7 protein-coding genes, 1 tRNA gene and 1 pseudogene are annotated in these 6164 nt (G+C 42.0%); 7 read left to right on the top strand and 2 right to left on the bottom strand.

The window, feature by feature from the left end; translation table 11 throughout:
• The 3 genes from PX484_RS19215 to PX484_RS19220 form a co-directional block, all read left to right on the top strand.
• Positions 1 to 358, top strand: a 358-nt coding sequence (locus PX484_RS19215) for a sigma-70 family RNA polymerase sigma factor (RefSeq protein WP_288105164.1), incomplete at its 5' end; no start/stop codon positions are given.
• Between the two features lie 115 nt (positions 359 to 473).
• Entirely contained in the window at positions 474 to 587 is a 114-nt protein-coding gene (locus PX484_RS26115; RefSeq protein ID WP_367401692.1) for a ribbon-helix-helix domain-containing protein, read from the top strand.
• 110 nt (positions 588 to 697) lie between these two features.
• Positions 698 to 1858, top strand: coding sequence for an aminotransferase class V-fold PLP-dependent enzyme (locus PX484_RS19220; protein WP_287669066.1), 1161 nt, complete (start codon positions 698 to 700; stop codon positions 1856 to 1858).
• 98 nt (positions 1859 to 1956) lie between these two features.
• Here the strand turns inward: PX484_RS19220 and PX484_RS19225 are convergent, their stop codons facing one another.
• Together PX484_RS19225 and ruvB are read right to left on the bottom strand one after the other, a co-directional pair.
• The gene (locus PX484_RS19225) at positions 1957 to 2733 is read right to left on the bottom strand and encodes an RNA polymerase sigma factor SigF (protein WP_287767870.1); all 777 of its coding nucleotides are present in this window, start codon (positions 2731 to 2733) and stop codon (positions 1957 to 1959) included.
• 472 nt (positions 2734 to 3205) lie between these two features.
• The gene (ruvB, locus tag PX484_RS19230) at positions 3206 to 4282 is read right to left on the bottom strand and encodes a Holliday junction branch migration DNA helicase RuvB (RefSeq protein ID WP_287669069.1); all 1077 of its coding nucleotides are present in this window, start codon (positions 4280 to 4282) and stop codon (positions 3206 to 3208) included.
• A 23-nt stretch (positions 4283 to 4305) separates the two neighbouring features.
• Here ruvB and hisF point away from each other — a divergent pair, with 23 nt between their 5' ends.
• The 4 genes and pseudogenes from hisF to PX484_RS19250 form a co-directional block, all read left to right on the top strand.
• Positions 4306 to 5070, top strand: coding sequence for an imidazole glycerol phosphate synthase subunit HisF (gene hisF, locus PX484_RS19235; protein WP_002800458.1), 765 nt, complete (start codon positions 4306 to 4308; stop codon positions 5068 to 5070).
• 252 nt (positions 5071 to 5322) lie between these two features.
• Positions 5323 to 5523: a hypothetical protein gene (locus PX484_RS19240; protein WP_002780857.1), complete on the top strand. Its 201-nt coding sequence runs from the start codon at positions 5323 to 5325 to the stop codon at positions 5521 to 5523.
• Between the two features lie 118 nt (positions 5524 to 5641).
• A tRNA-Ala gene (locus tag PX484_RS19245) sits at positions 5642 to 5714 on the top strand.
• 308 nt (positions 5715 to 6022) lie between these two features.
• Positions 6023 to 6164 (top strand): annotated as a pseudogene (locus tag PX484_RS19250) (AI-2E family transporter); the annotation flags it as partial.

The following is a 6164-nucleotide window of genomic DNA, read 5'->3' on the forward strand; positions in this document are numbered from 1 at the left end:
GCAATTATTACAATTGCGTCGTCAATCTCTCTCTTTAAATCATCGTGTAGGGAAGGGAGAAGATACGGAATTAGTGGATCTGTTGGAAGATGATGATCTACAACTTCCCGAAGATAAAATGAATGAGATGATGATGCGTCAGGAAATTTTCGCAGTTTTAAGTGATGTTCTCACCGAACGGGAAAAAGATGTTATCTCTCTCCGTTATGGTTTAGCTACCAGTCAACCCTATACCCTAGAGGAAGTGGGGGGAATGTTCAATTTATCTCGCGAACGAGTACGTCAAATTCAAACTAAAGCGATGCGAAAATTACGTCGTCCTCAAGTCGCGCGTCGTCTGAAAGGATGGTTACATTAATAATTTTTTCTAACTCGTTCTCTCCCCTCTCCTTTTTCCTGGAGAGCTTTTTTTGTCGATATTTAGCTTAAAATTAAGATAAAGTTGATTTTCTCAGTAGATGGTCATAATACCTATGAACGTACATCTTACCCCACAACAAGAGCATCTAATCCAACAGAAAGTGAAAACGGGAAAATATCAATCTCCCGAAGATGAATACGAACGTTTTCAACCCATCGGAGATTAATCTAAAATGGGTGGTTATATCATAAATATACTAGCTATTCAGTCTCTGAATACAATAGGCAATTTTTCAGCTATTTTTTCTAGTTTTGAATAAAATCAAATTAATTCAATATGTCTAAAAATTCTTGGTTAATTCCCGATAATATTTATTTTCTCAACCATGGTTCCTATGGTGCAACCCCTAGAATAGTCTTGGATTATCAGCAACAATTGCGGGAACGAATGGAAAGGCAACCTTTAGCATTTTTGGGGAGAGAATTAGAGGGTTTATTAGATATTGCTAGGCAAAAATTAGCGGATTTAGTCAGTGTAAATAGCGATGATTTAGTCTTTGTTCCCAATGCAACCACAGCAGTGAATGCGGTGTTAAATTCCTTAACTTTTCAGGAAAATGAGGAAATTCTGATCACCGATCAAACCTATAATGCTTGTGCTAATGCAGTTAAACATATAGCTAAAAGATGGGGTTTAAAGGTAATTATCGCTAAAATTCCCTTTCCTGTGCAGTCTCCTTTAGAAATTAGTCAAGCGATTTTAGCATCAGTTTCTCCCCGGACAAAATTAGTAGTTTTAGATCATGTCACCAGTCCCACGGCCTTAATTTGGCCAATCGCAGAAATTGTGCAAGAATTAAATAATCAGGGTATTGATACTCTCATCGATGGCGCTCATGCTTTAGGTTTTTTACCCCTTAATATCGGGGCAATTAATCCCACCTATTATACTGCTAATTGTCATAAGTGGTTATGTAGTGCCAAGGGGGCTGCTTTTCTCTATGTGCGCAGGGATAAACAGGCAATAATTCGACCTTTAACTATTAGCCATGGAGCGAATTCCCCTCGACAAGATCGCTCCCGTTTTCAGTTAGAATTTGCTTGGATGGGAACCGATGATCCCACCGCTTATTTATCAGTGCCAAAAGCGATCGAGTTTTTAAATTCTCTCTCTATTGATGGTTTACTAGGTCTGATGGCGAGGAATCATAATTTGGTTTTAAAAGCCAGAAATTTACTTTGTCGTGCCTTAGAGGTCAATTATCCCTGTCCAGAATCAATGATCGGATCGATGTCTTCAATTCTAATTCCTAGTTATGCTTGGGCAGCAGAAGATTTATCTAGACAACTGTGGGAAAAATATCAGATCGAATTGCCGATAATTCCCTGGGGAGAAGCATCATTAATTGTGAGAATTTCTGCTCACTACTATAATTCGATCGAGCAGTATGAATATTTAGCTGGGGTTTTGAATTACTTGCTATTGGAGCTAAGATAAGCGGGGAGCATCGGAGCAGGGAAAAAAATCCATAACTGAGTTTTTAAAGTTGAATTGGGAGTTAATAACGGACTTGCTATGATAACCGAATAATTGGGCTAAAATGCCTCTTGGACCATAGTTTCCTTGAGCATTTCTAAACCCTTTTTCACCCGACGGGAGACGGTAACAACACTAATGCCTAATTGTTCGGCGGTTTCCCGTTGAGTAAGATCCTTCAGGAAGACAAATTCGAGAATATGACGGGTTTTGTCTTCTAATTGAGCCAGTGCTTGTTGTAAACGAATGCGATCCTCTTGACAAAGTTGAAAGCTGCGATAACCGGGATCGGGAATGAGGTCTTTTAAACAAGTATTATTATCTTCATCGTTATTAACCGTCGCATCGAGACTGAGGGGTTCACGGTTTTGGAAAGCCAGTTTTACCTCTTGCCATTCTTCGAGCGAAATATTTAAAGCGAGGGAGATTTCTGTATCATTGGGTTGACGATTGTGGATAGTTTGGAAATCCCGACGCATATTTGTCGCTTGTCTGCCTAAATCTAACCAACGACGAGGAATACGAACCGTGTAACCCTTATCGCGCAGATAGTGTTGAATTTCGCCGCGAATATAGGGAATGGCGAAAGAACTAAAAGCATGACCTTTGCTGCTGTCAAAACGCTTGATCGCCCGAATTAGTCCCATACAGCCAACCTGCACTAAATCTTCGTAGTTTTCATGGCATTGATTGACCCAATGATGAGCCTCCCTTCTGACTAATCCTAGGTTTAACCGTATAATTTGATCCCGTAACTTATTATCCCCTGTTTTTTGGTATTTTTGAAACAGGGTAAGAGTTTCTAGTTTAATATTTTCTTTATTTGGGACAGACATAGGGCGTTAACAGACTTAAAAAATTATTGACTATAAAAGCTCACTATTGCATAGCTTTGACCAATCCCAACATAGTCTGGATGAGAAGCGGCAGGCAATGACAACAATGTAACTTACTACGATCTTCATCATACAGTCTTTACACAAGGGCTTGTGTGATTTCAAGCAGTCAAGGCAGTATTTAAAGACACAAGTGAGCTAAAACGCTGTAATTAGTCAGCGCAATAAGAATTGTTAAGTACCTAAGCAAAATTAATTACACATATCTAACCACCTCTTGCCTCTTGCCCCTTGCCCCTTGCCTATCTTCACTAGGAAATTAATTTTGCACGACTACTTAACTGAGAAGGGACGGAAGCGACCAGATTATTCCTACAGCCTTTATCGTAAAGGTGAAGTATAGATTAAACCTTGCCGAAGAGCCGGATTTCAAAGGACACAAGTGAGCTAAAACGCTGTAATATCTAGAAAACTATAACTCAAACAAAGGTAAACTCCGATCATTCTTTTTCGGCAATTTCGCCAGTAAACCTAAATGTTCGTAGGCGGCTGCCGTCACCACGCGACCCCGGGCAGTACGATTAAGATAACCTATTTGTAATAAATAAGGCTCATACACCTCCTCGATCGTCTTGGCATCTTCTCCCGTGGCTGCCGCTACCGCTTCCAATCCCACGGGTCTGCCTTGAAACTGTTCGATCATCGTCTTTAATACTAATCGATCGGTCCAATCTAAACCCATAGAATCCACATTTAATTGATTTAATCCCTCAGCGGCTAACTGGGGGGTAATCATAGTTTCTCCCTTCACCTGCACATAGTCGCGCACCCGTTTTAATAAACGATTGGCAATGCGTGGAGTTCCCCGACCGCGACGGGCAATTTCGATCGCACCCGCTTCAGTCATGGGAATATTAAAAATAGTGGCACTTCGGAGAATAATTGTGGTTAATTCCTCAACTGTATAGAAACGCAGACGTTGAATCATGCCAAAACGGTCGCGCAAAGGCGAAGTTAAAGAGCCAACTTTGGTAGTAGCACCGATTAAAGTAAAGGGAGGTAAGGAAATACTGCGAATTTTTGCCGCTTGACCCTTGCCAATCGTCACATCTAGGCGATAATCCTCCATCGCTGGGTATAATAACTCCTCCGTTACCCGATTCAGTCGATGAATTTCGTCGATAAAAAGAATATCCCGGGGTTGAAGATTGATCAGGATGCCGGTAATGTCCCGGGGACGCTCTAAAGCGGGGGCGGCAGTAATGCGGCAATTTACTCCCATCTCAGCCGCTAAAATTAAAGCCATGGTGGTTTTTCCTAACCCCGGCGGTCCGTAGAAGAGCAAATGATCGATCGCTTCTTGTCTAGCTTTGGCCGCGGCGATGGTGACTTTTAGATTAGCCTTTAAGTCCTGTTGACCGATATAATCCTCTAGGGATTGCGGACGAATCTGCGCTTCTGCTTTTTCCGTTTCTTCTATAGTGGGATTGGGAGTGAGCAGATTTTCCTCGGCAGCCGGGGTGGAATTATGCGATCGTTTGATGGCCATTGTTACAATCAAGAGTCTAGGATATGTTAGCGAAGCGGATTTTGCCTTGTTTGGATGTCAATAAAGGTCGGGTAGTTAAAGGGGTTAATTTTGTCAATCTTCAGGATGCTGGCGACCCCGTGGAGTTGGCCCGCTTGTATAATCAGGCAGGGGCTGATGAGTTGGTTTTTCTTGATATTACTGCTACCCATGAAGATCGCGACACGATTATTGATGTAGTCTATCGCACGGCGGAACAGGTTTTTATTCCTCTGACAGTGGGTGGGGGCATCCAATCCTTAGAAAATATTAAAAATTTGTTAAGAGCCGGGGCCGATAAAGTCAGCATTAACTCGGCTGCCGTGCGCGAGCCGGAATTGCTCGATCGAGCCAGCGATCGCTTTGGGAAACAGTGCATTGTGGTGGCGATCGATGCTAGACGACGTAAGGATGTGCATAACCCCGGTTGGGAGGTTTATGTTCGGGGTGGACGCGAAAATACGGGTATTGATGCTTTATTATGGGCCCAAGAAGTGGAAAAACGCGGGGCAGGTGAGTTGTTAGTTACCAGTATGGATGCCGACGGCACGCAAGCGGGTTATGATCTGGAATTGACAAAAGCGATCGCTGAAAGGGTGGAGATTCCTGTGATTGCTTCGGGAGGAGCGGGTAATTGTCAGCATATTTACGAAGCATTGACGGAAGGGCGGGCAGAAGCTGCTTTATTGGCTTCTTTGCTCCATTATGGTCAATTAACCATCGCTGAGGTCAAAAATTATCTGCACAATCAACAAGTACCCGTGCGTTAGCCAGGGAAAATGAGGGCAAGATTAGCAGAACTTAATCTCGTGATTGAGTCGGTTAATGTTATTAGTTGCTGCCGATTTCTTCGGACTGAAACCCAAGAAGAGCAAGGTTTACAGCTATTACTGAAAGCTAATGGCTGACGGCTGCCAGCCGCGATCGAGCAACCGGCAAAAATCCCTGTTTTTAACTTCAGTCCGATTATCCCCAGGGAAAATTATGTATTAGAATAGAGGAAAGTTAACAAAATTTAAAATATGTTAGTTCCGATTCTCATCTTTGACCTCGGTCTTGTGGCTTGGTCATTGCATCTGATGCAGCAAGCGTTCGACAAGCAAGAGTTTTCCTTGATGCTGGCGGGAACCTTAGTGGCAGCAGCGGCAGTGGCTATGTTAGTAGTTTATTTCCTCATGGGTCACTGTTTAACCTATTTAACCCAAATTTCGGCTCCTGTCTAAATGGGGGCAATTTTTTCACCATTGTCAATGAGCGATCGCCTTTTGATTGACAAATTTTTTTCTCGTCACCCCTTGACAAAATGATTCTATTTAAGCTATATTCAAAAATGGTCTTCGCGGGGTTATAGCTCAGTTGGTAGAGCACCTCAATGGCATTGAGGGGGTCAGCGGTTCGAATCCGCTTAGCTCCATACAGTTAGGATAAGAGTTTCAGGGTTACTGGAACCAAAAAAGTAACGAGGAGATGCTAGATTGAAAGAGGATTTCTGGTTAGAAAAGTCTCTTTTTACCTCGATACTCTCTCAGGACAAAATTAATGAACCTCTTGCATAATTAATTTTTGAGGGTTCAAAAAAGGCAAAAACAAGGATTAAATTACATAAAATCTGTAAATAGACCGTTTAATTGATTATTATTCATTCTTAATTCTCCTGACTACTGACTCCTGACTCCTGACTCCTAACCCTAACAACAATTTTTGATTTTTACAAGAGGTCTAATGATAGAGCTTTTTAAGCAACTACCTCGTTGGTTGCGGCTAAGTCTAGTTTTTCCGCTCTTATTTCTCAATGGTTGGTTATTATTCCAATTATTTAGCTATCTAGAACCCTTAGTCAGTATTTTTGTCACTGCTAGTTTAC

The sequence above is a fragment of the Microcystis sp. M49636_WE2 genome, assembly GCF_030065375.1.
GTDB classification, from domain to species: domain Bacteria; phylum Cyanobacteriota; class Cyanobacteriia; order Cyanobacteriales; family Microcystaceae; genus Microcystis; species Microcystis aeruginosa_C.